Source organism: Chromatocurvus halotolerans (assembly GCF_004340525.1).
In the GTDB taxonomy this organism is placed as follows: Bacteria; Pseudomonadota; Gammaproteobacteria; order Pseudomonadales; family Halieaceae; genus Chromatocurvus; species Chromatocurvus halotolerans.
In genome coordinates, this window is sequence record NZ_SLWX01000035.1 from 1 (window position 1) to 2,734 (window position 2,734).

At 58.2% G+C, this 2,734-nt stretch carries 2 protein-coding genes; both read left to right on the forward strand.

Annotated elements, in window-relative coordinates; genetic code table 11:
* The first annotated feature begins 155 nt into the window (after positions 1-155).
* Positions 156-1,364: an EAL and HDOD domain-containing protein gene (locus EV688_RS17220; RefSeq protein ID WP_117319734.1), complete on the forward strand. Its 1,209-nt coding sequence runs from the start codon at positions 156-158 to the stop codon at positions 1,362-1,364.
* Between the two features lie 57 nt (positions 1,365-1,421).
* Entirely contained in the window at positions 1,422-2,579 is a 1,158-nt protein-coding gene (locus EV688_RS17225; protein ID WP_117319735.1) for an HDOD domain-containing protein, read from the forward strand.
* Positions 2,580-2,734 lie beyond the last annotated feature (155 nt).

Consider the following 2,734-nt stretch of genomic DNA (forward strand, 5'->3'; position numbering starts at 1 on the left):
CTTGGATTACAGCAGCCCCAACGATTTCGAATCAGCCATGGCTGAATTGAAGAAAGCGGCTTAACTGGGTTGTCACAAATTGCTTGACCACTCCAAGATGCGCAGCAGGCCGCAGGGAGTAAAGCTGCGTCGTTATCAGAGCAGCAAACACTGTCGTGACCCCATTTTTTCTTGCGCGTCAGCCAATTTTCAACCGCCAACTGGAGGTGTATGCCTATGAGCTACTCTTCAGGGATTCGCTTGATAACGCCCACGGCGGTACAGTCGATGACGATGCGTCAACGGCACGTGTTATTGCCAACGCAACTGAACTCGGCCTCGAGACCCTCACCCGCGGCCGCCAGGCCTTTATCAATCTGCCTCAGCGCTTTCTAGAAGACCCTGAGCTCATACCGCTGGATCCGAGCTGGATGGTTCCGGAAATACTGGAAACCGTGATTCTGAACGATGCGTGCATTGCGGGTATTCGCCGCCTTCAAGAACGGGGCTTCTGCCTCGCGCTTGATGATTTTGTCGACACCACTGATTTCGATGCCATCCTGCCACTGGTGGATATCGTAAAGCTTGATGTCCTTGCGCTACCGGAGGCGCAGTGGGCCACACAGATCGACCGTCTGCGCAAACATGACTGCCAGATACTGGCCGAAAAGGTGGAAACCCTGGAAGCCTATGAGACGCTTCACGCGCTCGGCGTGGAATATTTTCAGGGGTACTTTTTCGCACGACCCAAAATAGTGGAGGGTCGCCAGCTGCCGCCGGCCAGAGTCACGCTGCTACAGACACTGGCCCGACTGAATGATCCGCAGAGCTCAGTGGAAGACGTACACCAGCTTGTCAGTCGTGATGTCGCGCTGAGTGTAAAGGCGCTGAAGCATGTGAACTCCGCCGCACAGGGTCTCAATCGTCATATCGAGACCATTCGCGAGGCGATCGTTTACCTCGGCCGCAACACCATCCGACGATGGGTTTCCCTCTATCTTCTGGCAAGCACGGATACCGGTCCCGAGGAGAACCTCACCCTGGCCCTGCAGCGGGCAAAGTTATGTGAGCTGATTGCAGACCACACCGGGCGAGGCAACCCCGAAGCCTGCTTTACCGCAGGTCTCTATTCCATGCTCGATGCGCTGATGAACGCGCCGTTGCCGGATTTGCTCCGCCACATGAATCTGGCGGACGACATGCGGGCCGCGTTGCTATCCCGCAGTGGGGACACCGGGAAAATCATTGATTGCGCGCAGCGCCTCGAGTCCGGAGACATACCTGAGCAGGGGTATCTCAGGTTATCCCTGAGAGAGCTTGGCTCGCTGCAGGCAGATGCCTTGCGCTGGACCGACGATGCATTGCGGGATCTGGGTATCGAGTGACCGCAGGGAGCATGCCCCCGGCAAAAACCGTTGCTCACCTCAACGCTGGAGACACCAATGACCTTGCAGATTGTCATGGCTCTTTGTATCGGCGCGGCTGCAGTCGCCCTGTGGTCATTGTTTCGCAGGCCTCGGACCGGTAGCAAACCGCAGGCGGATGCCCCGAGTCGTGCACGACGCGGAGCTGTCACCGGGAATTCCCCTACCCGGTCTGCACCGCTACCGCAGAACACGGCCGCGCACCTGCCTGAGCAAGAGGCACCGCTCAGTGACACTCACAGTCCCCCGGAAATGCTGGGCACCCTGAGACTACTCGGCGGCGATGACATCAGTGACCGCATTCGCGCAGACATTGACGCAGTCTGTGGGGTCATGCCAGACCCGCACCCCATTCATCGGCAACTTGCCAGCGGCCTAGACAGCCCGGAAGAACTTGCAGAAATCGTCGCCTCGGACGCAGGCCTTACCGCAAGCCTTCTGCGGAACGTCAACTCCGCCGCGTTTTCCCTCGCTTCACCGATTATCAGCATACGCCATGCGATCACCTACCTGGGGATGAGTACCGTGAAGGGGCTGGTCGCACAGGCAGCAGTTGCACAACAAGTAGAATCGCTTACGCCTGAGCAACAGGCCGCACTAACGCGCATATGGACATCGGGCTGCGCCGCGAGCGCAGTGACACAGTTGCTTGCTCAGGAACTGGGCCTGACGCGACCATCCGTTCTGGCAACCCGGGCGCTCTTCCTCAACCTGGGGGATGTCGCCCTGGTCATGGTTCGACCCAGTTCCGTTGAGTGGTATGCACCGGGCAGCAACATCGTGGAGCGCATCTGCAGCCAGCAGAACACTATCGGCATGAATACCGCGATGGTAGGAGCGCGCCTCGCGCAACGCTGGAACTTGCCAGATGACATATCCAAGGCGATACAAGACGGCTTCACGCCGCTGGTAACAGCCTCAGAGGAATATCCGATGCAGGAAGAGGCACGCCAGGACAACGTCATTCTTTATCTCGCAGCCCGAATTGGCGACAGGGTGTCCTATCTCGGCATTCAGGACGTGAGCGATCTGGATCTTCGCGACTGCTCCTCTCCGGACCTTTTCTATCTGGCCGGGCATCTGAATGCCACCGGACTGACGAAAGTCTTTTCCTTGCTCGAGGACGCAACATTCCGACGCAAGGCAAATCGGATCATCCAGACCCTCTCCGTGTGAATCCGGGCTGAGAGTCCTTACATCCAAAAAGCGGGTCTGCCCATGGGAGAGTATCGACCACCCCAACGTAAAACGCCCCGACCATGTCTGATCGGGGCGTGGGTATACAAGCCTGGCGAGAGCCTGCCCCGCTGTATCGGGTATGACCTACAGTG